The sequence below is a fragment of the Iamia sp. SCSIO 61187 genome, assembly GCF_019443745.1.
GTDB lineage: Bacteria > Actinomycetota > Acidimicrobiia > Acidimicrobiales > Iamiaceae > Iamia.
Map to the genome: position 1 here is coordinate 4,725,763 of NZ_CP050948.1, position 24,153 is coordinate 4,749,915.

Consider the following 24,153-nt stretch of genomic DNA (forward strand, 5'->3'; position numbering starts at 1 on the left):
GGTCCCTCAGGTGACGTGGATCAGGTCGAGGACCTGCTGGGCCCGGTCGGCGTCGCCGACGACGTCGACATCGGCCAGGCCGGTCCGGTGCCAGACCGCGAGGAGCAGGTCGGAGGCGGGGCCGCGGAGGGCGGCGTCGCCCTTGGCGTGGGCCCGCTCGACCTCGCAGCCCTCGGCGGTCAGGCGCAGCAGCCACTCGCCGGCGCCCTCGGCCCGGTCCTCGTCGGTGCAGTGGATGTGGAGCGTGGCGCCGACCAGGTCGGCGGGGGTGCCGGCGCCCTTGTCGACCAGGAACCGGGGGACGAACAGGTGCAGCCACTCGTCGATGGCGTCGGCGGCCTGGACCGCGTCGAACGGGGCCGCCTCGCCGGGGGTGATGGCGTCCTCCGCGTCCCAACGGTGGACGGCGATCTCGTGGGCCTGGCGCCGGAACCAGAAGGCCACGTCGGCGGGACCGGCGAAGGTCGAGGCCGGCTCGGACGGGTCGTGCCGATCCAGCTCGGCCAGCAGGAGGTCGAGCGACTCGCGGTACCAGGCCAGCAGGTCCTCGCCCTCGGGCGGCCGCGGACCGCCGCTCGGCGCCTCGTCCCCGGCGAGGTGCCCGGCCGCCCAGCGGTGCACCCGACCGGTGTGGCGGACCACCTTGGCCACGTCCCAGCCCGGGCAGGCCCGGACCTCGGCGGCCAGACCCGAGGCCGGCACGGACGCGAGGGCGGCCCCCTCCCTGACGATGGCGGCGCGGTGGGCGGCAGGGTCCATCGTCGGCACACTACGAGGCCCTCACGGCCACCGGTCGCGACGATGGCGCCGTCTCCGGGCCGGCGGCGTTTCGTGAGCGCTCGGCGGCGGCGTAACGTCCGAGCCATGACCGCCCAACCGCTCAGCGAGCAGATCGCCGACCTGGCGAAGCTCAAGGAGGAGGCCCGCCAGCCCGGGTCCGAGCGCTCCATCCAGCGCCAGCACGACCGGGGCAAGATGCTGGCCCGGGAGCGCATCGAGTACTTCCTCGACGAGGGCTCGTTCCACGAGCTCGACATGCTCGCCCGGCACCGCAACCCGGCGATCCCCGAGCGCCCCCTCACCGACGGCGTGATCACCGGGTGGGGGACCGTCGACGGCCGCAAGGTCTTCGTGTTCAGCCAGGACTTCACCCTCTTCGGCGGGGCCCTGGGCGAGGTCTTCGCCGAGAAGATCCACAAGGTCATGGACCTGGCCCTGAAGGTCGGGGCCCCGGTCGTCGGTCTCAACGACGGCGCCGGCGCCCGCATCCAGGAGGGCCCGGTCAGCCTCGCCTCCTACGGCGGGATCTTCTACCGGAACGTCAAGGCCTCCGGCGTCACCCCGCAGATCAGCGTGATCATGGGCCCGTGCGCCGGCGGCGCCGTCTACAGCCCGGCCATGACCGACTTCGTGTTCATGGTCCAGGACACCTCGTACATGTTCATCACCGGCCCCGACGTGGTGAAGACGGTGACCGGCGAGGACGTCACCCAGCAGGAGCTCGGCGGCGCCCACGCCCACTCGGCCAAGTCCGGTGTCGCCGCCTTCACCGCCGCCGACGACCGGGCCGTCCTCGACGACGTCCGCTACCTCCTCGGCTTCCTCCCCGCCAACAACATGGAGGAGGCCCCCCGGGCGGTCCCGACCGACGACCCGGACCGCAGCTGCGACGAGCTGGCCGCCATGATCCCGGACAGCCCTAACCAGCCCTACGACATGCGCAAGGTCATCGAGGTCATCGTCGACGACGAGGACTACGTCGAGTACTTCGCCCCGTGGGCCCAGTCGATCACGTGCGGGTTCGCCCGCATCGACGGCCAGCCCGTCGGCATCGTCGGCAACAACCCGATGTTCTACGCCGGCGTCCTCGACATCGACTCCAGCGAGAAGGCGGCCCGCTTCGTCCGGGTGTGCGACTCGTTCAACGTCCCGCTCATCACCTTCGTCGACGTCCCCGGCTTCCTGCCCGGCGTGGGCCAGGAGCACGGCGGCATCATCCGCCACGGGGCCAAGCTCCTCTACGCCTACTGCGAGGCCACCGTGCCCCGCATCCAGGTCATCACCCGCAAGGCCTACGGCGGCGCCTACGTGGTGATGAACTCGAAGTCGATCGGTGCCGACCTGGCCTTCGCCTGGCCCAACGCCGAGCTGGCCGTCATGGGTGCCACCGGCGCCGTCGAGATCCTCAACCGGGCCGAGATCAACGCGGCCGAGGACCCCGAGGCCCGCAAGGCCGAGCTGGTCGAGGACTACTCCGAGATGTGGTGCAACCCGTACGTCGCCGCCGAGCGGGGCTACGTCGACGACGTCATCGACCCAGCCGAGACCCGCCGCAAGCTGGTCGAGGGCCTGGCCATGCTGCGGACCAAGCGCGAGGAGCTCCCGCCCCGCAAGCACGGGAACATGCCGCTCTGATGGCCGGGCACGGGGCGGCCCGCTCCATCACGCCGGATCCCACCGACGAGGAGGCGGCGGCCATCGTCGCCGCCATCGAGGGGGCCTGGCCCCGTGCGGCCGTCGCCGCCGAGGAGGCCCCGCAGCGATGGCGCTGGAGCGGGCGCTGGTGGTCGAAGCCGGTGCCCCTCCGCCGCCGTCGGCCCTGGTAGCTCCTCCTGCGACACTGGCACGTCCGGTTCCACCGACGTCGCGACGTGGTGCGGACCCCGGTCAGGTCGGGCAGCCGGCGGCGGCGAGCGGGCCCTCGATGCGGTACACCGAGGCGGCGTCGTCTCGGGCGACGAGGACGGCATCGGGGTCTCCGGACAGGACGACCTCCGGGGGGACGGGGTCGGGCACGAGTCCGAAGGCGGCGATGACGACGACGTCGTAGCGCTCGTCGAGGAGCCGGCGCCACCCGGCGCAGTCGCGCCGGGCCGGAGCCGCCCCGTGCTCGACGTGGTTCGACAGGTCGAGGCCGAAGAGCGGGTAGGTCTCGACGCTGCCGTACAGCGCGACGCGCTCCCCTGTGACGTGCCGCAGCGACTCCATGGGCACGTCGCTGGGCGGGAGCCCGGCGTCCACGTAGCGCTGCTCGGCCTGGTGCTCCTGGAGAGGCCAGCCCACCGCGCCCACCGCCACCACGAGGGCGACGGCGACGAGACGGGGCCAGGCGCCGGCCGGGTGGCGCCGGCGGAGCACGACGAAGGCGCTCGCGGCGAGGCCGGCGACGGCGACCGCAACCAGCGCCGCTGGGGTGGCGTCGGGCCAGGCCTCGACCCGCTCGACGTGGCCCTCGGTGGCCCCGGCGACGACCAGGGCCAGCCCGGCGCCGCCGACGACCAGCCGGGCCCGCGCTCCCTGCGGGGCGAGCAGCGGCACCGTCGCCGCGGCCACCACGAAGCCCGGGGCCAGGTAGCGGAGGTTGAACCCGAAGGTGACGCCGGCGGTGAGCGGCGTGGCCAGGTAGCCCACGACGGCGGCGACGACCACGACGCCGACGATGCGCTCGGCACGGTCACGGCCCCGGACGGCGAGAGCGGGCCCGGCCAGCACGATCGCCACCAGCAGCAGCGGCCAGGCCCGACCGAGGCCCTGCTCGAGGCCGGGCTGGTAGATCGTGTCCCAGACGTCCCGGCCGACGTCTCGCGCTCCGAGGAGCGACGGCGACCGCTCGTCGGCGACGGCCTCGCCGAACGGCGGCGGGAGGTCGAACCACGGCAGCGGGCTGCCGGTGATGACCCAGTTGCGACCGAACCAGAAGGTCCCGGTGGCGAACGAGCCCGCCAGCCATGCGATCGTCGCCGGCGCGCTCCGGCGGATCCCCGCCGTCACGGCCACCACGAGGAGCACGAGGACGGCCACCGGCACCGCGAGCGACACCTTGGTGCTGAGGGCGAGGCCGGCCGCCGCCCCGGCCAGGGCGAGCGGCGCCGGGCGCCACCGGCTCTCGAGGATGAGGGCCAGGGCGGCGAGGAGCAGGGCGCTGCACGCCATGTCGGTCGAGGCCTGCCCCGGGTGGGTGGCGGCCAGGATCGGAAGTCCGGTGGCGACCGAGGCCCACACCAGCGCGAGCGGCCCGGCGTGGCGACGCTCGCCGATGCACCACGCCGCCAGCAGGGCCAGCGCCAGCCAGGCCAGGTTGACGTAGGGCGAGAGCCAGTCGCGCCCGTAGGGCATCAGGAGCACGGTGTGCAGCAGGTGGGAGTCGAAGGGGAACCACCGGGCCGCCTCGTAGCCGACGCCGTCGAGGGTCGGGAAGGCGCCCTCCTGGGCGAACCGGGTCGAGAACGGCATGTGGTACCAGAGGGTGTCGGGGTGGACCATGCCCCGGCCGACGGCGTCGAGGGTGTGGCTCACCCACTGGGTGACCAGCACCCCGAGCGCCACGACGGCGGCCCCCACCTCCCACCGGTTCCGTCCGGCGAGCACATCCTCGTGGCCGTCCGCCGTCGGCCCGACGGCGTCGTCCCGACCCCCGGCGGCGGCCCGGTCCCCCGAGGGCCCGACCGCCTCGGCCGGTCCTCGCCGGCGGGCCACGAGACCGGTGGCCACCCCGACCACCCCTTGGCTGACCAGCACGACCGCCGGTCGCAGGAGGCCGACCGCCCCGGCGGCCTGGGCCACGCCGAGGCCACCGGCGAGGGCGAGGACCGCCGTGGCCAGGGCGGTGGGGGCAGCCCGCCACCCGGGCAGCAGGGACCGGACCACCGACCTCGCCCCCCACCCCAACGCTGCGAAGGCCGCACCCAGGCCGAGGGTGCCGAGCCCGTAGGAGGCCAACGACACGCCGTCCGCCACGGCGGCAACCTACCAACGGGTGCGGCGGGCCGCTCGGGCTGCGGGCCGGCCGGCGGCGGACGTCGGAGGACGGGCGGTGGGACGCCATCATGGGGCGGTGCCCGCCGCCCACCTCGTGCTCGCCTCCGCCTCCCCCGCCCGCCTCGCCCTCCTGCGCAGCGCCGGCATCGAGCCCGAGGTCGTCGTCAGCGACGTGGACGAGGACGCCCTGACCGCCGAGATCGGCACCGCCGAGCCCGACGTCCTGGTCAGCGCCCTCGCCCGGGCCAAGGCCGACGCCGTCGTGGCCGGGCGGGAGCCGGCGGCCGAGCCGGCCCAGCCCACCGTGGTGGTGGGCTGCGACTCGCTGTTCACCATCGACGGGACGACGTGGGGCAAGCCGGCGAGCCCGGCCGAGGCGGTGGAGCGGATCCGGGCCGTGCGCGGCGGCGAGGGCGTCCTGCGCACCGGCCACCACGTCGTGGCCGCCACCGACGGGCGCTTCGTCCACGGCGTGGCCCAGACCACGGTCCGGTTCGCGTCGATGACCGACGCCGAGATCGATGCCTACGTCGCCACCGGCGAACCGCTCCGGGTCGCGGGCAGCTTCACGCTCGACGGCCGCTCGGCCCCGTGGGTCGAGGGCATCGTCGGCGACCACACCAACGTGGTCGGCCTCTCCCTGCCGCTGCTGCGGGACCTGCTGGGCCGGCTCGACATCTCGATCGTCGACCTCTGGGACGACGCGCCGTGACCGCCGTCGGGACCGTGACCCGCGGCCTGCGGATCGGCCCGCTGGAGCTCGACGCGCCCGTCGTCCTCGCCCCCATGGCGGGGGTGACGAACCGGGCCTTCCGGCGGCTGTGCCGGGACTTCGGCGCCGGTCTCTACGTCAGCGAGATGATCACGGCCCGGGCCCTGGTCGAGGGCAACGCCCGCACCCTCGACATGGTCCGGTTCGACCCCGACGAGCGGCCGCGGAGCGTCCAGCTGTACGGCGTCGACCCCGGCGTGATGGCCGAGGCGGTGCGGATCCTCGTGGGCGACCACGGGGTCGAGCACATCGACCTCAACGTGGGCTGCCCGGCCACCAAGGTCACCCGCAAGGGCGGCGGCTCGGCCCTGCCCGTCCGACGGGTCCTCTTCGGCGCCATCGTCGAGGCCTCGGTGGGGGCCGCCGGGCCGGTGCCGTTCACGGTCAAGATGCGCATGGGCATCGACGACGAGCGCCTCACCTACCTCGAGGCGGCGCGCATCGCCGAGGACGCCGGCGCCGCCGCCGTCGCCCTCCACGCCCGCACCGCCGAGCAGCTGTACTCCGGCGCCGCCGACTGGTCGGCCATCACCCGCCTCAAGGAGACCGTCACGACGATCCCGGTCCTCGGCAACGGCGACATCCTCGAGGGCGGCGACGCCGTGCGGATGATAGCCGAGACGGGCTGCGACGGCGTCGTGGTCGGGCGGGGGTGCCTGGGCAAGCCGTGGCTGTTCCGCGACCTGGCCGACGCCCTGGCCGGCCGGCCGGTGGCCCCCACGCCCCGGCTGGGCGAGGCCGTCGCCGTCCTCCGTCGCCACGCCGACCTGCTCGTCGAGGTCTTCGGCCCCGTGCGGGGGGCGCGCGAGGTGCGCAAGCACACCGGCTGGTACCTGGCCGGCTACCCCGTCGGGGGCGAGGTGCGCCGGGCGCTGTCGCAGGTGGCCTCGATCGAGGAGATGAACGCGCGCCTCGACGCCCTCGACCCCGACCTCGTCGTGCAGCCCGGCTCCGAGCGCACCGTCCGAGGCCACACCGGCGGCCCCCGGCGGGTCACGGTCCCCGACGGGTGGTTCGCTCGCGTCGACGACCCGACCCCTCCGGGCCGCGACGCCGAGGCCGCCCTCTCCGGCGGCTGACCCCACCCCCGGCGATCTCGGTGGCAGATGTGGGATGGACACCCGACGGATGCCACCGCGCTCGCCCTAGGTTGCGGCCGTGACGACGATCCCGGTGGAGTCGATCGGCGAGCTGACGACGGTGGCCAGCCGGCACGCCGTCGTCCACGTCGGCACCGCTGTCCGCCGCTACGACGACCTGGAGCCCGACGCCGAGCACGACATCGACGGCTACGCCTTCCGCACCCTGCCCGAGCCGGGCGAGCTGCTGAGCGTGGTCGCCACCGTCAACGACGTCCACTTCGGCGAGACGGTGTGCGGCGTCATCGACGGCACCGACATGGGGCCGACCTTCTCCGTCGCCCCCGGCGACCCGCCGTACCCCGAGGTGATGAACGGCGGGGCCGTGGCCGAGATCGGTGCCCTCGACCCCGATGCCGTCATCGTCAAGGGCGACCTCACCGCCGCCGGCACCGACGCCGAGGTCGACGCCTTCCTCGCCGCCTACGCCCCCCTCGCCGACCGCCTGACCTGGGTGCGGGGCAACCACGAATCGCACCAGCACCTCCAGCGGGGGGCGACGCCCGTGCAGACCGTCGACCTCCCGGGCGTCCGCATCGTGGTGCTCGACACGTCGGTCGACGGGGTCGAGTACGGCGGGCTCGACGCCGACCAGCTGGACCAGCTCGACGCCCTCGCCGCCGACGCCGACCGGCCGGTCGTGGTGATGGGCCACCACCACGCCTGGAACCCGGACTCGGCCGAGCGCCCCGAGCGGTACTTCGGCATCACCCCCGACGACTCGGAGCGGCTCGTCGAGGTGGTCGCCCGCCGGCCCCGCATCGTGGCCGTGACCGCCGGCCACACCCACCGCAACCGGGTCCGCCGCTTCGCCGCCACCGGTGACGTGCCCTGGATCGAGGTCAGCTGCGTGAAGGACTACCCGGGGGCGTGGGCCGAGTACCGGGTGCACGAGGGCGGCATCCTCCAGGTGTTCCACCGGATCTCGACCCCCGAGGCCCTGGTCTGGAGCGAGTCGACCCGCCACATGTACGCCGGCCTCTACGCCGAGTACGCCTTCGGCACCCTCGCGGACCGCAACCTCGTGGTCACCCTCGACCGCTGAGTGCCCCGCCGCGGGGTGGATAGTGCGGCGGCCATGTCCGCCCAGGATCTCCCGCCCGACGACCCCCACCGCCGCCCCGACCGGGTCGACGACGCCACCGTCGAGGCCGTGGGCAAGGTCAGCGAGGCCATGGAGTGGGTCGAGCGGGCGCGCGGCCACCTCTACGAGCTGCACCAGCTGCTCGGCCACGCCGACCTCCTGTTCGGCGAGGCCGCCGACATGCTCGACGACGCCGGCCACGCCGCCCAGGCCGACGGGCTCCGCGAGGCGGTCGTGGGCCGCAACGTCATCGAGGGGCGGTGGACGTTCCAGCTCGTCGAGGACTTCGACGACGGCTACTGGAGCGACGCCCGCGACCAGGAGCGACGCATCCGCGACGACCTCATGGCGGGGCGGCGCCACGTGTTCGAGTCGGAGATGAAGGAGGACCGCCGGACCAAGGGCCGCCGCCACCACGAGTCCCGCCCCTGACGTCGGCCTCCCCTCCAACCTTGGCCGGCACCCCGCAGCATGGTGCGGTTGCCGTCCAGAGTTCGCCGCCGGCGGCGAGAGCGGCGAACATCGGTCGGTGGACGAGAGCCGGGACCGCTTCGCCGACGGGCCGTTGACGGGCCTGCGCGTGGTCGACTGCTCCACCGTGGTGGCCGGGCCGGGCTGCGCCCGCTACCTGGGCGACTTCGGGGCCGACGTGATCAAGGTCGAGCGGCCCGACGGGGGCGACACGACCCGGGCCATGGGGTGGCGGGACCCGGCCGACGACGTCACCCTCTGGTGGAAGTACGAGGGCCGCAACAAGCGGGCCATCGTGCTCGACCTCAAGGACCCGGACGACCTCGCCGTGATGCGACGGCTGCTCGCCACCGCCGACGTGCTGGTGGAGAACTTCCGGCCCGGGACCCTCGAGCGGCTCGGCCTCGGACCCGACGACCTCATCGCCGCCAACCCCCGCCTGGTGGTCACCCGGGTCACCGGCTTCGGCCAGGACGGGCCCTACGCCGGGCGGCCGGGCTTCGCCACCCTGGCCGAGGCCATGAGCGGGTTTGCCGGCGTGAACGGCGAGCCCGACGGCGGCCCGCTGCTCCCCCCGATCGCCCTGACCGACGAGATCACCGCCGTCGTCGCCGCCTTCGCCACCCTGGCCGCGGTCCACACCGGGGTGGGCCAGGTCGTCGACGTCAACCTCTACGAGTCGCTGCTGCAGATGATGGGCCCGCTGCCCGGCGCCAAGGCCCTCCTCGACTACGACCAGCCCCGCCTCGGGTCGGGCATCCCCTACTCGGTGCCCCGCGGCACCTACGAGGCCGGCGACGGGAGGTGGGTGGCGATCAGCACGTCGGCCGAGTCGGTGGCCCAGCGGGTCATGGAGCTGATCGGCCTGGGCGGCGACCCTCGCGTCGCCTCGTTCGCGGCCCGCGTCGAGCACCGCGAGATGGTCGACGAGGCCCTGGGGGCCTGGGTCGCCGAGCGCGACGCCGACGAGGTGCTCACCGCCTTCGAGGCGGCCCACGCCGCCGCCGCGCCGGTCCACACCATGGGCGACATCCTGGCCGACCCCCACCTGGCGGCCCGCGACGCCCTGCCCGTGCTCGACGGCGTGCCCATGCAGGGCCTGATCGCCCGCCTGTCGGCCACCCCCGGCCGCCTCCGCTGGGCCGGCCGTCCCCTCGGCGCCGACACCGAAGCAGTCAAGGCCGAGCTCGACGCACGAGACGACCCCCCGCTCCCCGGCGCCGCCGTCTGACCCCTGAAGCGGGTGCGGCCGAGCTGACCAGGTCTTCGCCCCAGACGGCCCATGCCGCCGACCCGGCCGCGTCTCCCGCGAGGCCCAGCCGCCCGGCGCAGATGCTCCTATGGATGTCAAGGCGAGGGGCAGGGGGCGGGGGTTTGTGTGAGGAGGCGCCAGATGCGGCGGGCGAGGTGGCGTTTGAGGGCGCGGATCGCTTCCTTCTTGGTCTTTCCCTCGGCGATTCGGCGGGCGATGTAGGCCTGGGTGGTGGGGTCCCATCGCATGCGGCACAGGGCGACGATGTAGAGGGCCCGGTTGGCTTGGCGGTCGCCGCCGCGGTTGAGCCGGTGTCGCTGGTGGAGGCCGCTGCTGGCATCGACGGGGCTGGCGCCCCAGGCGGCTGCGGCTGCTGCGTCGGTGGCCATGCGGTCGGGGTTGTCGCCGAGGCTGACGATGAAGACCGACGCAACATCGACGCCGATGCCGGGCTCATCGAGCAGTTGGGGGGCGGCGGCTTCGACGATGACCTTCAAGTCGATGTCGACCTCGTCGCGTTCGACGCTGGCTGCGAGCCACCGCCGAGCAAGGCGCCGCAGGGTGATGGCGGCCATGACGTCGGGGTTCGTGACCTCGCCCCCCGGGCGGGACCGGGCGGCCTCGGTGGCGATCTGCGAGATCGTCTTGTGCCGATAGCGGTCTCGGAGCGTCTCCGAGGCGGTGCTGTCGATCACCGCGTGGATCTGGTTGGCCAGCTTGGTGAGCTCCCGGGTGAGCGAGTCTCGGCTGATGCGAGCGAGACGGGCGGCCTCAGCAGGCCCGGTCCGGTCCTTCGGGACCGCCAGGCCGTCACCGGCCTGAACAGCCCGGGCAGCCGCCACAGCATCGGCAGGGTCGGACTTGCCGGTCCTGCGACGACGTTGACGGTTCGGGCGCCAGACCTCATGGACGGTGACCTGGGCCTCGCGCAGCGATCGACACAACCCGGCCCCCCAGGACCCAGTTCCTTCGACCCCGACAGCGTCCACGGTCCCGAACGAGCCCAACCAACCCCGCAGATCGACATGACCTGCACCCGTGGCCGGGAACTCCCTCACCCCCAACACCCCGCCCCGGCCATCGAGGGCGGCGGCCACATGGACGTGCTTGTGGGTATCGACGCCGCCCGTGACGCGCACCGGGTCGTCTGTCATCGTGGTCACCATTGCTGCTCCTTGTTCGAGGGACAGCGCCCGCCAGCCGGCAACGCGGACAAGACGGTGATGGGACCAGGCCAGGCTCCTATGAAGTCACGGACGCCAAGCCAGCAGGCGCAACCGGAGAAGCCCCCCGGGCGGCCGACAGATCTGCGCCAAGACACCCCCACAAGGGAAGGTCAGCCGCTGGGAGAGTCAGACCGCCCGGAGGGGCCTCTCCACCCACATCATCACCGCCGCTGGGGCGTGGGGGTCTCCCCCACACGAAGCGGCGTGGGCCCGAGGGACGAGGGCTCCGCCGCTGGGAAGGTCTTCAGCGCCGAGCGCAGCGAGGCACCTTCAGCTCGAGGAGCGGAGCGAGGCGCAGCCGAGCGAGTGACGAGACCTACTCATCCGGCAGGAGGGCGACCTCGATGCGGTCCTGGCGCCAGTCGCGGGCGGCGACGAGAGCGTCCTGGGCGGCGCCGAAGAGCTCCTCGGCGTCGAAGGCGTGGGCCGGGTAGCAGGCGATCCCGGCGCGGAGGGTCACGCCGCCGGCGCTGGCCGCCAGGCGTCGGCGCACCCGCTCGACGGTCCACACGGCGCCGTTCTCGGGGGTGTCCTCGAGGATGACGGCGACCAGGCCGGCGTCGAGCCGGCAGGCGATGTCGGAGTCCCGGAGGGTCTCGACGAGGCAGTCGGCCACGGGGCGACCGACCGCGGGCGACGGGTCGTCGTCGGCGACGCCGGTGACCGGTTCGAGCAGGGCCAGGGCCAGCGGTCGGAGGCCGCGCCGGGCGGCGGACACCCGCTTGTCGAGCGTCACCGCGAAGAAGGCGGTGTTGAACAGGCCGGTCTCGACGTCGGTGACCCGGGTGAGGTCGGCGGCCGAGGGCACGGACCCGGCGCCGCCGCCGGTGACGTCGACCGGGGCGTGCTGGCGGGCCAGGAGGGCCTCGGCCTCGAAGTGGGCGGCGCGGGCAGCCATGTCGGCGCTCTCGGCCCGGGCCGCCTCGGCCTCGCCCTGGGCCGCGTCGGCCTGGGCCCGGGCCCGGGCCAGGCGGTCGGCGAGCCCGAGCGTGAAGAGGCCGGCGGCCAGCGCGGCCACGCCGGCCGCCCCGGCCAGCCAGGCCTGCTCGGTGGTCATGGCGAGCACCGCCAGGACGAGCCCGAGGCAGCCGGAGATCACCCCCGGAGCAGCACGATGCGTCACGCGATGAGCATCGGCCGCATCACCCCGGACTCAAGCACTCGGCCCGGTCGGGTGGGGCGGCTCGTCCGGGCGCCCGAAGAGACTGGCGCACCCCCGGAGCGCCCACTGTCCTCGGTCAATCGGGGATGGGGGCGATGGCCACGCTGCCGTCGTGGGCCCGGGCCAGGGCCTGCTGGGCGACGTCGACGAGCTCCTCGGCCGAGATGGCGTGGGCCGGGTAGCAGGCGATCCCCGAGCGCATGTGGGCGTCGGGGTGGTCGGCGGCGATCTGGCGCTGGAGCCGCTCGACGACGACCAGGCAGCCGTCGCTGGGCGTGAACTCCAGCACGATGGCCACGGTGCCGTCGTCGAGGCGGGCGGCCATGTCGGAGTCGCGGATGGCCCGGCGCACCTCGGCGGCGACCTCGTCGGGGGTGGGTCCGCCGGTCACCGACACGAGGATGAGCCCCAGCTGGCGGAGGGTGCGGCGGGCCGTGGCCACCCGTGAGGGCAGGAGGGCCCGCAGCATCGCCTCGCTGAAGAGGCCCGAGATCGGATCGGAGACGAGTTGATCGGTGGTCATGGCTCTCCCGTGGCCGCCGGGGGTCGGCGTCGCACCCGTGATCTTGCCACCCTCGGGCGCATCCCCGGAGGTTCCCCGCCGACCAGGGGGACCGGGCGCCCGCCGGGGTTGCGTAGTCACTACTCATGTGAGGGGGATGGGACGTGCGTACCGTCACCCTCGTCGACCGGGTCGGTCGTGCGGGTCCGTCCGGCGCCTCGTGCGGGAGGTGTCGGGCGGGCCCGTCGACCGATCAGGGGCGGGAGGGCGGCGGCGGCCGGTCGGGGCGGGCCAGGGACGCCGGCGGCGGGCGGTCGACGGCGGCGGCCAGCCGGGCCAGGTACCCCGACCGGGGCACGTCGACGGCACCCAGCGAGGCCAGGTGGGGCGTCGTCCACTGGACGTCGAGCAGCGTGGCCCCGCCGTCGCGCAGCCGGTCGACCAACCCGACCAGGGCGACCTTCGAACCGTCGGTCTCGCGGTGGAACATCGACTCGCCGGCGAACAGGCCGCCGATGGACACCCCGTAGAGCCCCCCGGCCAGACGTCCGTCCTCGGTCCACGCCTCGACGCTGTGGGCCCAGCCCAGCTCGTGGAGACGGGAGTAGGCCCGACGGACGCCGCGGGTGATCCACCCCCCCGGGCGCCGGGGGTCGGCGCAGCTGGCCATCACCACGTCGAAGGCGGCATCGACCGTGGTGCGGTACCGGCGGACCGACCGGGCCAGCGACCGGCTGACGTGCAGCCCGTCGAGGGGGATGATCCCCCGGGGGTCGGGCGACCACCAGGCGAGCGTGCGCCCGCGGTGGACCGGCATGGGGAAGACGCCGGCCCGGTAGGCGGCGAGGATCGTGGCCGGCTCGAGGTCGGCGCCGATGGCCACCGGCCCCTCGGGGTCGGCCTCGAGGGGCGAGCCGAAGGCCCACCGCGACGGCCCCGGGTCCACCGCGCCCATCACGTCGCGCCGGGGGTCACGGGGGCGGGATGCCGAGGGTGCGGGCCATGTCGACGCCGAAGCGGCGGGTCAGCCGGCGGTTGAGCTCGCCGCCGGCCACGGCCCCGGCGAGCAGCGGCACGAAGGTGACCGTGTTCCGCCCGGCGCGGCGCATCAGCCGCCGACGGATCTGGAGGGCCAGCTGGTCCCGCGCCGACCGCCCCAGCATCTCCGATGCCGCCTGGGCCGCCATCCCCGTGCCGCCGGGGCGGACGAGCCGGGCCAGGTCGTCGGGGTCGATGCCCCGGGTCTCGGACCAGGCCCGGGCCAGCAGGGGGCCGTGGGCGCGCAGGTCGTGGGCGACCCGGTAGCCGGCGGCCTCGTGGAGCTCGCCGGCCAGCTTCATCTCGACGGCGACGACGATGAGCGTCTCCACGGCCAGCTCGAGCGGCAGCGTGGCCCACGTCGCCGGGCTGGCCTGGGACGCCGCCGCCAGCGCTCCGGTCGACGCCCCGACGGCACCCGACGCCAGGCTGGCGTTCCGGATGAGCGGGCGGGCCAGGTAGGAGCCCGACAGCCCGTCGTGGTGGGCGCGCAGCGTCGCCAGGTCGCGGAGGGGGATGTGGGCGGGGACGTCGACGGCGACGTCGGCCAGCCACCGCCCGGACGCCACCGCCCGGCCGCCGGCGGCCCGGGCCGATCGTCCGGCCAGGGCGGCGATGCGGCGGAGCTGCCCGGCGCTCAGCCGCTCGTCGCCCCCGGTCGCCTCGCCCAGCGCCCGGGCCAGCTCCTGGTCGGCCTGGGGGTCAGACGTCGGCTCCACGCCCCGCATCCTGCCCCCACAGCGATCCCCCGATCAGATCCGCCGGCGCATGCCGATCCACCATCAGATGGGGCGGGGTCCTCGACCAGGCCCGGCGACGAGACCGGGCGAGCAGCACCGAGGACCCGTCGCCCGGCGTAGCCGCTGGGGGTCTGGGGGTCTCCCCCCAGGAGGGACGGCCGGAGGCGAGGAACGAGGCGGAGGCCGTCAGAACGGCGCGAGCGCAGCGAGCCCCCTGAGTTCGAGGAGGAGATCGAGCGAAGCGAGATCTCCGACGAGAGGGTCAGTACTCGTAGAAGCCCTGGCCGGACTTGCGGCCGAGGTGGCCGGCGGCGACGAGGCGGCGGAGGGCGGGGGCCGGGCTGTAGTTCGGGTCGGCGAACTCGGCGTAGAGCGCCTCGAGGATCGACAGGGAGGTGTCGAGGCCGACCAGGTCGAGCAGGGCCAGCGGCCCCATCGGGAAGTTGCAGCCGCCCTTCATGGCCGCGTCGATGTCGTCACGGCTGGCGGTGCCGTTCTCGAGCATCCGGACCGCGTTGTTGAGGTACGGGAACAGCAGGGCGTTGACGATGAAGCCGGCCCGGTCCTTCACCTGCACCGGGTCCTTGCCGCAGGCCGAGGCGAAGGCGGTGACGGCCTCGACGGTGGCCTCGGAGGCGGTGAGCGGGGCGATGACCTCGACCAGGCTCATCATCGGGGCCGGGTTGAAGAAGTGCACGCCGACCACCTGGTCGGGGCGGCGGGTGGCGACGGCCATCTCGACGACCGGCAGGGTCGAGGTGTTGGTGGCGAGGATGGTCTCGGCCTTGCACACGTCGTCGAGCTCGGCGAAGAGGGCCCGCTTGACCTCGAGGTCCTCGACGACGGACTCGATCACCAGGTCGCAGCCGGCCAGGTCCCCGATGTGGTCGGTGGCGCTGACCCGGCCGAGCACGGCGTCGCGGTCCTCGGGGGACAGGCGCCCCTTGTCGACCTGCTTGGCCAGGCTCTTCTCCAGCCCCGCCACCATGGCCTGGGCCGTCTCCTGCTTGCGGGACCGCAGCACGACGGTGTGGCCGGCCTTGGCCGCCACCTCCGCGATGCCGGATCCCATGATCCCGGAGCCCACGATGCCGACGGTCTGGATGGCCATGGGCGACGAGGCTACCGATCGGTAACCCGGCGTTCCCAATGGCGGCCCGCACATCGCCCAGCCCGACCGTTCGTGATCGGCTCCCGTTGCGCGCATCGACCAGCCCGGCCCAACGTGGGCGGGTGACGACCGCCGCTCCCGCCCCGGCCCAGCCCGAGCGGGAGGCCATCCCGTGGGGGGCCGTGGTCGGGGCCGGGCTCGTGGCCGGGTTCACCTCCGGCCTGTTCGGCGTGGGCGGGGGCGTCGTCGTCGTGCCCGCCCTCACCCTGCTGGCCCGGTTCCCGCCCAAGCTCGCCACCGGCACCTCGCTGACCGCCATCGTCCCCATCTCGCTGGCCGGGGCGGTGGGCTACGCCACCGCCGGCGAGGTCGACCTGGCGGCGGCGGCCCTGGTGGCCATCGGCGCACTGGTGGGGGCGGTGATCGGCACCCGCTGGCTGGCGTCGATCTCGGCGCCGGTGCTCCAGCTGGCGTTCGCGGCGCTGATGGTGGTCACGGCGGTGCGGCTGGCCGTCGGGGGGGAGGCCGACGGCGCCGGGCGGGCCGAGCTCGACCTCGGCGCCATCGTCGCCCTCGTCGGCCTCGGCCTGACCGCCGGCATCCTGGCCGGTCTGTTCGGCGTGGGCGGCGGGATCGTCATCGTGCCCGCCCTGACCCTCGGCCTCGGGCTCCCGCTGGTGCTGGCCAAGGGCACCTCGCTGGTGGTCATCATCCCGACCGCCATCGTCGGCACCCTGCGGAACCGGAGGTCGGGCCTCACCGCGCTGCGCCCCGGCGTCGTGGTCGGCCTGGCCGGGGTGGTCTCGGCCGTGGGGGCGTCGCAGCTGTCGCTCGACCTGGACCCGACGCTGTCGGCCCTGCTCTTCGCCGCCCTCCTGGTGATCGTCGCCGCCCGGCTGGCCGTCACCGCCCGCCCGGCCGACGACGACGACACCTGACGACGCCGGCCTCGCACCCACCACCCTGACCGTGTCGGCTGCGCCGACGCCGTACCACGTCCTCCGACCCCACCCGCCACCCTGACCGTGTCGGCTGCGCCGACGCCGTACCACGTCCTCCGACCCCACCCGCCACCCTGACCGTGTCGGCTGCGCCGACGCCGTACTGTCGCTCGCATGCCTGGACCCCTGGCCCTGGTGGGCGGATCGCCGTTCCACGCCGACACCGCCGTCGAGGCCGAGCTGGCCGAGGCGGCCGGCGGGGGCGAGGTGCTCGTCCTCCCCACCGGCGCCGCCTACGAGCACCCGCAGCGCCTGGTCGATGCGGCCGTCGAGCGCTTCGCCGGCCTGGGCGCCACCGCCCGCGGGCTCGACGTGCTGCGCCGCCCCGACACCGCCGACCCGGCCAACGCCGAGGCCGTCCGCGCCGCCCGCGTCGTCTACCTGGCCGGTGCCTCCCCCATGCACGTGGTCTCGGTGCTGAAGGAGACCCCGGTGTGGGACGCCATCGTCGCCGCCTGGCAGGGCGGGGCCACCCTCGCCGGCACCGACGCCGGGGCCATGGTCCTGTGCGACCCCATGGTCGACCCCCGGGGCGGGGCCTTCACCGTCGGCCTGGGCCTCCTGCCCGGCGTGACGGTGATCCCCGGCTTCGACACCTGGTCCGAGGACGCCGTCCACCGCACCCGGACCCTGTCGCCGTCCGACGTGGCCATCGTCGGCGTCCACGCCGGCTGCGCCCTCGTCCGGGACCCCGACGGCTCGTGGCGCGGGTCGGGACCGGTCGCCCCGACGGTGTTCGTCGGCGGTGAGCCGGCGACCCTCGCCGACCTCCCCACCGGGGCCTGACCCACCCCTGCGGCGGGGGTCGGGGTTCGACCCGGTCGCGCCTCGCGGCAGGCGCCGTCAGGCGGGGCGGATGGTGATGTCGCGGATGACGTAGAGGGCGAGCGGTCCACCGTTGGTGGCGGGGTCGCCCTGGCTGGCCATCTCGGCGGCCAGCTCCAGGCCCTCTGTCACCCGGCCGAACCGGGGGTAGTTCCCGGCCTGGTCGAGGGCCTGGAGGGCGCTCTCGCTGGTGACGATGAAGAACTGGCTGCCGGACACCGTCTCGGCCCGGGCCATGGCCACGTCGCCCACGGCGTAGCCGTCCTCGGGGTGCTCGACGTCCTCGAGGTCGTAGCCGGGCCCGGTCGTGCCGTAGTCGGGGGCGCCGTCGGCGCCGGGGGCCCCGCTCCCGCCCACCTGGGCCACGAAGTCGGGCACCAGCCGGTGGAACGGGATGCCGTCGTAGAACTGGTAGCGCGACAGCACCACGAAGTTGTTGACCGCCTGGGGGGCGGCCTCGGCGTCGAGCTCCACCACGATGGTGCCCGCCGGCGTGGCCTCCCCGGCGTCGTCGACCAGGTCGACGGCGATCTCGGCCACGAGGGCCTGGCCCTCCTCGATGCAGGTGGGCGGGGCCTGGGCGAAGACGGCGACCCGCTCCTCGCTCCCGTCCTCGGCCGGGCACGGCGTCTCCCCCTCGATGGTGGCCCCCTCGGGGCCCGGCGGCAGGACGACCGGGGTCACCGGCACCGTCGTGCCGGCGTCGTCGGGCGCGGTGGTGTCGGTGGTCGTGGTGGCGTCGTCGGCGGACTCGTCGCCCGGGGGGTCGTCCTGGAGCAGCACGGCCACGACGGCCACCCCGAGGACGACCACGAGGATCCCGACGAGGATCCGCAGGACACGGTTGCGACGCCGGGCCCTGGCCGCGGCGATGCGGGCCTGCTCGACCCGCGACCGATGGCCCTCCTTGTGGCGCTGACGCTTCTCCAGGGATGTCACGGGCGGCGACGGTACCTCGCCGGCCGGCGCCGACGGGGCCGCCCCGGGCCCCCGCCCCGCCCACCTCGCGCTGCCCACCCAGCGCGCGCGAGCGAGCATCAAGGCACGAAGCGTCGCCGAACGGCCACCCGATGCGGCAGAATGGGGACATGGACACCGACCAGGGCGACGACCGGGGGGCCGACGACACCGCCGCGGACACCGCCGGCGACGCGGTCGACGCCCCGCACGACGAGGCCGTCAGCGAGGAGGACGCCTTCGCCTACCGGGTCGGTCAGCGCCTCCGGGCGATCCGCCAGGCCCAGGCCCTGTCGCTGTCCGACGTCGAGGAGCAGTCCGGCGGCCGCTGGAGCGCCTCGGCCGTGGGCGCCTACGAGCGGGGCTTCCGCAACCTGTCGCTCCCCCGCCTCAAGGCTCTGGCCGACTTCTACCGGGTGCCCGTCAGCGTCCTGCTGGGCGAGACCGGCCCCGCCGGCCAACCCGCCGACCGGCGCAAGCTGGTCCTCGACCTGGAGGCCCTCCGGGAGGTCGACACGGCCGAGCCCGTGCAGCGCTTCATCCAGTCGATCATCGAGGCGCGCGGCGACTTCAACGGCAAGGTCCTGTCGCTCCGCACCGACGACCTCAAGTCCCTGTGCGTCCTGTGCGGCGGCGACATCCCGACCGGCGTCGCCCAGCTCCGCGCCTGGGGCGTCTTGATCGACGGCCCCGAGGTGGCCGACCCGCCGCCCGACTTCCGGGCCCGCCCCACCAAGGGGCGCGAGCGGCGCATCACCGACCGCCCGGCCTGAAGCCCTGTCGCCGGGCCGGCGGGTGAACCCCCGACCCCCGCCGGGCCCATCCCCGCCGAAGCGGCTCCGCCGGCTCGGGTTGGCGCCGACGTCGACCGCCACCGGGGCTGCCGCCCGGCCCACCGCACCCGCTCGGCGGCCCGACGCCTTTCCGGGCGGCCATCCGGCGGCGGTACCGTCGGCCGATGGAGCCAGGCCAGACCACGTCCGACGTCGGACCCCGGGCGGACCGGGAGCGGAAGCTGGCCGAGCTCAAGGCCCTGGGCGTCGACCCGTACCCGGCCGACGCCCACCGCACCCACCTGACCCAGGAGGTCCGGGACCGCTACGGCGAGCTGGAGGGCACCACGGCCACCATCGCCGGGCGGCTCATGGCCCGGCGGGGGCACGGCAAGCTGCTGTTCCTCGACGTCCAGGACCGGACGGGCAAGCTCCAGGCCCTGGTCGACTCCAGCCTCCTGGGTCCCCTCGAGCCCCGGTCGGGCGCCCTCGGCTTCGAGAACGTCGACCGGCTGGTCGACCGGGGTGACCTGGTCGAGGTCACCGGTGAGGTCACCACCAGCCGGCGGGGCGAGATCTCGCTCATGGCGTCGCGGGTCCGGATGCTGGCCAAGGCCATCGAGCCGCTGCCCGACGCCTGGCACGGCGTCACCGACCCCGAGACGCTGGTCCGCAAGCGCTACCTCCAGTCGATCGTCGAGCCCGAGACGCGGGCCCGCTTCGCGGTCGTCTCCGAGCTGCTGTTCGGGATCCGGTCGTTCCTCCACGACCGCGGCTTCCTCGAGTTCCAGACGCCCGTCCTCCAGCCGCTCTACGGCGGGGGCAAGGCCCGCCCCTTCACCACCCACGTCAAGGCCCTCGGCCGGGACTACTACCTGGCCATCTCCCACGAGCTGTACCTGAAGCGGCTGGTCATCGCCGGCTTCGAGGACGTCTTCACCATCGGGCGCTACTTCCGCAACGAGGGCATCGACAAGACCCACAACCCCGAGTTCTCGATGCTCGAGACCATGTCGGCCTTCCACGGCTACGAGTTCAACATGGACCTGACCGAGGCCCTCTACAAGCACCTCGCCGCCGACGTCGTCGAGAAGCCGGTCATCGAGGTCAGGGGCCGCCCCGTCTCCCTCGTCGGCGACTGGCGCCGGGCCTCGATGGTGGAGCTGGTGCGGGAGGCGTGCGACGTCGACTTCCGGGAGGTCACCACCCTCGACGAGGCCGAACGCATCCTCACCCGCCACGGCGCCCCGTCCCAGCCGACGGTCGGCCACGCCCTCGTCGCCCTGTTCGAGCACGTGGTGGAGGAGACCCTCGTCGAGCCGACCATCGTCCACGGCCACCCGGTGGAGATCTCGCCGCTGGCCAAGGCCACCGCCGACGACCCGCGCTACGTCGAGCGCTTCGAGGTCTTCGTCGGCGGCACCGAGCAGGGCGACAACTGGACCGAGCTCAACGACCCGGTCGAGCTGCGGCGGCGCTTCACCGCCGAGCAGGACCGGCGGCGCGCCGGCGACGACGACGAGGCCCACCCCCTCGACTTCGAGTTCATCGAGGCCATGGAGCACGGCATGCCCCCCACGACCGGCCTGGGCCCGGGCATCGAGCGCCTCGCCATGCTCCTCACCGAGACCGACGACATCGGCGACGTGATCTACTTCCCGCTCGTCCGACCGCTCCCGCCCCCGACCGCCTGATGGACGGCCCGGGCGGTCCCCAGGTGCAGGGCGACGGGCTCTCGTCCGACGAGCGGGCCGCGGTGCGGGCGTACCTCCAGCGCAGCGAGGTGCGGCTGTCGACCGTCCATCGCGTCGCCAGCGCCCTGCTGTCGGGGGCGGGCCTGATGGTGCTGCTCCCGGCCGTGGCCCGCGACTCCGTCGTCGACGTCGTCCACGCCCTCGTCCGCGGCTCGGTGACGGCCCCCGACGTGCTCTTGCTGGTGGCGGTGGGGACGTCGCTCGCCCTGCCGGTCACGGCCCTGCTGTTCCTCCTGCGGGACCTGACCCAGTTCTACTTCCACGCCAACCACATCCGGCACGAGACCGGGGAGACGTTCACCCCCCGCCTCACCCTCACCGCCCTGCGCCTCCCGGCCGACGAGCTCGGGCCCGAGGCCGCCGCCCGGCTCGACGCCGCCCGCCGCACCGACGCCGCGGTGGAGCTGCTGGTCCCCGCCAACGTGGCCGCCCGGGCCCGGGTCGACCGGCGGCTCACGGTGTACGGGCTGGGCGACGCCGCCGGCGCGTCGGACGTCGGGCGGGCCGGCGCGCTGTTCACCCTCGCCGCCTCGCACCCCCGCGACCTCCTCGAGGAGGTCGCCAAGGTCGAGCACGGGATGGTGCGCCACGTCCTCCGGGGCCAGACGATCGTCCTCCGCTACGTGAAGGCCCTCCTGGCCCTGCTGACCACGGCCATGGCGACGTTCGCGGCGGCCGCCGTCGTCGACCGGTCGGGGCCCCTCGGCGTCGGCGACCGGGCCTGGCTGGCCGGCATCCTCCTCGTCTGGGCCCCCGTCGTGGTCGTGGCCGTGACCGCCCCCGTCCGCTGGCTCGAGAGCCAGCTCCGCAGCGACGGGGCGACCCACACCGCGGTGTCGGACGACCCCGAGCTCACCCACGTCGAGGTGGTGGCGATCCGCCTGGCGCTGGTCGGGCTGGTGGCCGCCGGGGCGGCGATGGCGCTCTCGCTCGGGGACGGGGCGCTGAGCGACCAGGCCCAGGTGTGGGGTGCCGGCGCGCTCGCGGGGTCCGTCGTCGTCACGTTCGCCGCCCTCTGGGGATGGGCCGGGTCGTCGGCACCGGCCCGGTTGGTGTCCCGCACCTGACCCCGCGCTCCTGCGTCGCCCACCGGGCTCCGGCGCCGCCGGCGATGCCCGATCGCTGGGGGCAGGTTGCCGGCGGTCGGTAGGGTCATCCCTCGTGGCTCTGGTCGTGCAGAAGTTCGGAGGGACGTCGGTCGCCGACCCCGACCGCATGCGCGAGGTCGCGGACCACGTCGCCCGGACGCGCCGGCGGGGCGACGAGGTCGTCCTGGTCGTCTCGGCCATGGGCAAGGAGACCGACGACCTGCTGTACCTGGCCAGCCAGATCTCGTCCCGGCCCGCCGGCCGGGAGATGGACATGCTCATCACCGCCGGCGAGCGCAAGGCCACCGCCCTGGTCACCATGGCCCTCCACGAGCTGGGGGTGGAGGCCGAGTCCTTCACCGGCAGCCAGGCCGGGTTCATCACCGACACCACCCACATGAACGCCAAGATCGTCGAGGTCCGCCCCGACCGGATCCGCCAGGCGCTGGCCGAGGGCCGGGTGCCCGTCGTCGGGGGCTCGCAGGGCGTGTCGACCGAGCGCAACGTCACCTTCTTCGGCCGGGGCGGCTCCGACACCACGGCCGTGGCCCTTGCCCAGGCCCTGGGCGGGGTGTGCGAGCTCTACACCGACGTGTCGGGGATCTTCACCACCGACCCGCGCGTGGTGCCCGAGGCCCGGCGCCTGGCGCGGGTCAGCTTCGACGAGATGCTCGAGATGTGCGCCTGCGGCTGCCCCAAGCCGGCCATGCGCGCCGTCGAGTACGCCCGCACCCACAAGGTGCCGCTGCACGTCCGCTCGGCCTTCACCTGGGAGCCGGGCACCTGGATCGACGAGGAGGACCCGCTGATGGAGCAGGCCATGGTGTCAGGTGTCGTCGGCGACGCCTCCGAGGCCAAGATCACCCTGGCGGGCGTGCCCGACCAGCCCGGCATCGCCGGCCGGCTGTTCCGCAGCCTCGCCGGCCGGGACGTCAACGTGGACATGATCGTGCAGAACGTGTCCGAGGCCGGGCGCACCGACATCTCGTTCACGCTGCCGAAGGCCGACCTCCCCGCCGGGCAGGCGGTGTGCGAGGAGCTGGCCGGCGAGATCGGCGCCGAGGTCGTCACCCCCGACGACGGCATCGGCCGGGTGAGCCTCGTCGGCGCCGGCATGAAGTCCCACCCCGGCGTGGCCGCCACGGTGTTCGAGACGCTGGCCGCCAACGGCATCAACATCGAGATGATCTCGACCTCGGCCATCCGCATCTCGTGCATCGTCCGCGAGGCCGACCTCGACAAGGCCGTCGCCGTCCTCCACGCCGCCTTCGGCCTCGACCAGACCCCCGTCGGGTAGTCGGGGCGTCATCGGTCGCTTGCGGGTGGCGACCGCACCCGGGACGCGACGTGCCAGGCACGTCGCGTCCGGATCGCCGACCACCGGGGCCCCGGCCCCGGGAATCGGCCACCGGGTCGGCGGCGGTCCGCCGGTAGCCTTGCTCCCCATGAGGATCGGGATCGTCGGAGCCACCGGCCAGGTCGGCGGCGTGATGCGCACCATCTTGCAGGAGCGGGCCTTCCCCGCCGACGAGGTCCGGTTCCTGGCCTCGTCCCGCTCGGCCGGCACGGCGCTGCCGTGGCGGGGCGGCGAGATCACCGTCGAGGACGTGGCCACCGCCGACCTGTCGGGCCTCGACATCGTGCTGATGTCGGCCGGCGGGGCGGCCAGCCGGGCCACCGCCGAGGCCATCGCCGCCTCCGGCCCGGTCGTGATCGACAACTCCTCGGCGTGGCGGATGGACCCGCAGGTGCCGCTGGTCGTCGCCGGCGTGAACGACGCCGCCGCCGCCGACCGGCCCAAGGGCATCATCGCCAACCCCAACTGCACGACCATGGCCGGCATGGCGCCGCTCAAGGCCCTGCACGAGGTGGCCGGGCTCGAGGCCATGGTGATCTCCACCTACCAGGCCACCTCGGGCCAGGGGCTGGCCGGCGTCGAGGCCTTCGCCGCCCAGGTCGCGGCGGCCGGCGACAAGGCGGTCGAGCTCACCCACGACGGGTCGGCCGTCACCTTCCCCGAGTCCGACAAGTTCCCGACGACGATCGCCTACAACGTCATCCCGCAGTGCGGGACGTTCGTCGACGACGGCCTCGACGAGACCGGCGAGGACCAAAAGCTCCGCGACGAGAGCAAGAAGATCCTGGGCATCCCCGGCCTGCTGGTGTCGGCCCTCTGCGTGCGGGTCCCGGTGTTCACCGGCCACTCGCTGTCGATCAACGCCCGCTTCGCCGACCCGATCACGCCGGCCGAGGCCCGCGAGGCGCTGGCCGCCGCCGGGCCCGAGGTGGTGCTGACCGACGTGCCCACGCCGCTCCAAGCCGCCGGTGCCGACCCCACCTTCGTGGGTCGCATCCGGGTCGACGAGACCGTGCCCGACGGGCGGGGCCTGGCGTTCTTCGTGTCCAACGACAACCTCCGCAAGGGCGCCGCCCTCAACGCCGTCCAGATCGCCGAGCTGGTCGCCGCCGGCGGCTGAGGCCCCGGCCGGCAGCTCCGGCC

Annotated in this window: 23 protein-coding genes; 14 read left to right on the top strand and 9 right to left on the bottom strand. The window is 74.5% G+C overall.

What is annotated here, in order from left to right:
* Positions 1-6: 6 nt before the first annotated feature.
* Entirely contained in the window at positions 7-759 is a 753-nt protein-coding gene (locus tag HC251_RS22770; protein ID WP_219942915.1) for a maleylpyruvate isomerase N-terminal domain-containing protein, read from the bottom strand.
* A gap of 105 nt (positions 760-864) precedes the next feature.
* Between HC251_RS22770 and HC251_RS22775 the strand changes: the two genes are divergently transcribed.
* Together HC251_RS22775 and HC251_RS22780 are read left to right on the top strand one after the other, a co-directional pair.
* Positions 865-2,415, top strand: coding sequence for an acyl-CoA carboxylase subunit beta (locus HC251_RS22775; protein WP_219942916.1), 1,551 nt, complete (start codon positions 865-867; stop codon positions 2,413-2,415).
* On the top strand, positions 2,415-2,606 hold the full coding sequence (locus HC251_RS22780) for a hypothetical protein (RefSeq protein ID WP_219942917.1): 192 nt from the start codon (positions 2,415-2,417) through the stop codon (positions 2,604-2,606). The genes HC251_RS22775 and HC251_RS22780 overlap by 1 nt, the downstream gene beginning before the upstream one ends.
* Positions 2,607-2,667: 61 nt before the next feature.
* On the opposite strand, the gene HC251_RS22785 is transcribed toward HC251_RS22780, so the two are convergent.
* Positions 2,668-4,737: a hypothetical protein gene (locus HC251_RS22785; protein WP_219942918.1), complete on the bottom strand. Its 2,070-nt coding sequence runs from the start codon at positions 4,735-4,737 to the stop codon at positions 2,668-2,670.
* Between the two features lie 97 nt (positions 4,738-4,834).
* Between HC251_RS22785 and HC251_RS22790 the strand changes: the two genes are divergently transcribed.
* The 5 genes from HC251_RS22790 (at position 4,835) to HC251_RS22810 (ending at position 9,455) form a co-directional block, all read left to right on the top strand.
* A complete protein-coding gene (locus HC251_RS22790; protein WP_219942919.1) occupies positions 4,835-5,470 on the top strand; it encodes a nucleoside triphosphate pyrophosphatase in 636 nt (211 codons plus the stop codon).
* Positions 5,467-6,609: a tRNA dihydrouridine synthase DusB gene (gene dusB / locus HC251_RS22795; RefSeq protein WP_219942920.1), complete on the top strand. Its 1,143-nt coding sequence runs from the start codon at positions 5,467-5,469 to the stop codon at positions 6,607-6,609. The genes HC251_RS22790 and dusB overlap by 4 nt, the downstream gene beginning before the upstream one ends.
* A gap of 79 nt (positions 6,610-6,688) precedes the next feature.
* Entirely contained in the window at positions 6,689-7,714 is a 1,026-nt protein-coding gene (locus tag HC251_RS22800) for a metallophosphoesterase (RefSeq protein WP_219942921.1), read from the top strand.
* A gap of 33 nt (positions 7,715-7,747) precedes the next feature.
* A complete protein-coding gene (locus tag HC251_RS22805) occupies positions 7,748-8,185 on the top strand; it encodes a hypothetical protein (RefSeq protein ID WP_255566530.1) in 438 nt (145 codons plus the stop codon).
* 97 nt (positions 8,186-8,282) lie between these two features.
* Positions 8,283-9,455, top strand: a complete 1,173-nt coding sequence (locus HC251_RS22810; protein WP_219942922.1) for a CaiB/BaiF CoA-transferase family protein — start codon at positions 8,283-8,285, stop codon at positions 9,453-9,455.
* Between the two features lie 116 nt (positions 9,456-9,571).
* Here HC251_RS22810 and HC251_RS22815 read toward each other — a convergent pair whose 3' ends face one another.
* The 6 genes from HC251_RS22815 to HC251_RS22840 form a co-directional block, all read right to left on the bottom strand.
* Positions 9,572-10,642: an IS110 family transposase gene (locus HC251_RS22815; RefSeq protein WP_370651249.1), complete on the bottom strand. Its 1,071-nt coding sequence runs from the start codon at positions 10,640-10,642 to the stop codon at positions 9,572-9,574.
* A gap of 376 nt (positions 10,643-11,018) precedes the next feature.
* Positions 11,019-11,825 (bottom strand): diguanylate cyclase domain-containing protein, encoded by an 807-nt coding sequence (locus tag HC251_RS22820; RefSeq protein WP_219942923.1) that lies wholly within the window; start codon positions 11,823-11,825, stop codon positions 11,019-11,021.
* A gap of 115 nt (positions 11,826-11,940) precedes the next feature.
* Positions 11,941-12,387 carry a diguanylate cyclase domain-containing protein gene (locus HC251_RS22825; RefSeq protein ID WP_219942924.1) on the bottom strand — a complete coding sequence of 149 codons (447 nt, stop codon included), beginning with the start codon at positions 12,385-12,387 and terminating at the stop codon, positions 11,941-11,943.
* Positions 12,388-12,619: 232 nt separating this feature from the next.
* Positions 12,620-13,321, bottom strand: a complete 702-nt coding sequence (gene aat, locus HC251_RS22830; protein ID WP_219942925.1) for a leucyl/phenylalanyl-tRNA--protein transferase — start codon at positions 13,319-13,321, stop codon at positions 12,620-12,622.
* A gap of 16 nt (positions 13,322-13,337) precedes the next feature.
* Entirely contained in the window at positions 13,338-14,123 is a 786-nt protein-coding gene (locus tag HC251_RS22835) for a hypothetical protein (protein ID WP_219942926.1), read from the bottom strand.
* Positions 14,124-14,406: 283 nt separating this feature from the next.
* Entirely contained in the window at positions 14,407-15,255 is an 849-nt protein-coding gene (locus tag HC251_RS22840; protein ID WP_219942927.1) for a 3-hydroxyacyl-CoA dehydrogenase family protein, read from the bottom strand.
* A 122-nt stretch (positions 15,256-15,377) separates the two neighbouring features.
* Here HC251_RS22840 and HC251_RS22845 point away from each other — a divergent pair, with 122 nt between their 5' ends.
* The gene (locus HC251_RS22845) at positions 15,378-16,193 is read left to right on the top strand and encodes a sulfite exporter TauE/SafE family protein (protein ID WP_219942928.1); all 816 of its coding nucleotides are present in this window, start codon (positions 15,378-15,380) and stop codon (positions 16,191-16,193) included.
* Positions 16,194-16,370: 177 nt separating this feature from the next.
* Positions 16,371-17,042 (top strand): Type 1 glutamine amidotransferase-like domain-containing protein, encoded by a 672-nt coding sequence (locus tag HC251_RS22850; protein ID WP_219942929.1) that lies wholly within the window; start codon positions 16,371-16,373, stop codon positions 17,040-17,042.
* Positions 17,043-17,099: 57 nt separating this feature from the next.
* Here the strand turns inward: HC251_RS22850 and HC251_RS22855 are convergent, their stop codons facing one another.
* A complete protein-coding gene (locus HC251_RS22855) occupies positions 17,100-18,020 on the bottom strand; it encodes a peptidylprolyl isomerase (protein WP_219942930.1) in 921 nt (306 codons plus the stop codon).
* 149 nt (positions 18,021-18,169) lie between these two features.
* Between HC251_RS22855 and HC251_RS22860 the strand changes: the two genes are divergently transcribed.
* The 5 genes from HC251_RS22860 (at position 18,170) to HC251_RS22880 (ending at position 24,130) form a co-directional block, all read left to right on the top strand.
* Positions 18,170-18,811, top strand: coding sequence for a transcriptional regulator (locus HC251_RS22860; RefSeq protein ID WP_219942931.1), 642 nt, complete (start codon positions 18,170-18,172; stop codon positions 18,809-18,811).
* 185 nt (positions 18,812-18,996) lie between these two features.
* Positions 18,997-20,505 carry a lysine--tRNA ligase gene (gene lysS, locus HC251_RS22865; protein ID WP_219942932.1) on the top strand — a complete coding sequence of 503 codons (1,509 nt, stop codon included), beginning with the start codon at positions 18,997-18,999 and terminating at the stop codon, positions 20,503-20,505.
* Positions 20,505-21,632 (top strand): hypothetical protein, encoded by a 1,128-nt coding sequence (locus tag HC251_RS22870; RefSeq protein WP_219942933.1) that lies wholly within the window; start codon positions 20,505-20,507, stop codon positions 21,630-21,632. Before lysS ends, HC251_RS22870 begins: the two co-directional genes overlap by 1 nt.
* Before the next feature lie 94 nt (positions 21,633-21,726).
* A complete protein-coding gene (locus HC251_RS22875) occupies positions 21,727-22,950 on the top strand; it encodes an aspartate kinase (protein WP_219942934.1) in 1,224 nt (407 codons plus the stop codon).
* A gap of 148 nt (positions 22,951-23,098) precedes the next feature.
* Entirely contained in the window at positions 23,099-24,130 is a 1,032-nt protein-coding gene (locus HC251_RS22880; protein ID WP_219942935.1) for an aspartate-semialdehyde dehydrogenase, read from the top strand.
* The last annotated feature ends 23 nt before the right edge of the window (positions 24,131-24,153 follow it).